Origin of the sequence: Sulfoacidibacillus ferrooxidans (assembly GCF_022606465.1) — a bacterium.
GTDB classification, from domain to species: domain Bacteria; phylum Bacillota; class Bacilli; order Alicyclobacillales; family SLC66; genus Sulfoacidibacillus; species Sulfoacidibacillus ferrooxidans.
This window is the reverse complement of record NZ_JALBUF010000149.1, coordinates 1-212: the sequence shown is the minus strand read 5'-3', so window position 1 is coordinate 212 and position 212 is coordinate 1. Positions and strand designations below refer to the sequence as shown.

Here is a 212-nt window from a genome sequence, read left to right as displayed (position 1 = left end):
CCAGTAGTGACCTGTGGCCTCCAAGGCTACTTCTGTGAATGACAAATCGTGATCGACATTCTGCATCCACTGGATTAGCTTCTGGCCACCAGCCTGAGAATTTGTGAAACGTAGCGTCTTGCCTTGAATCTGCCCAGTTGAGTCGATGATACAGGCTTCATGATTGCGTTTAGCAATGTCAATACCAACAAAATACACAGCACGTACACCTC

1 protein-coding gene is annotated in these 212 nt (G+C 47.2%); it reads right to left on the bottom strand.

Features of this window, described 5'->3' with window-relative positions:
- The coding region (locus MM817_RS17740) for an IS110 family transposase (protein WP_272880053.1) at nt 1-212 on the bottom strand (212 nt) is incomplete at both ends.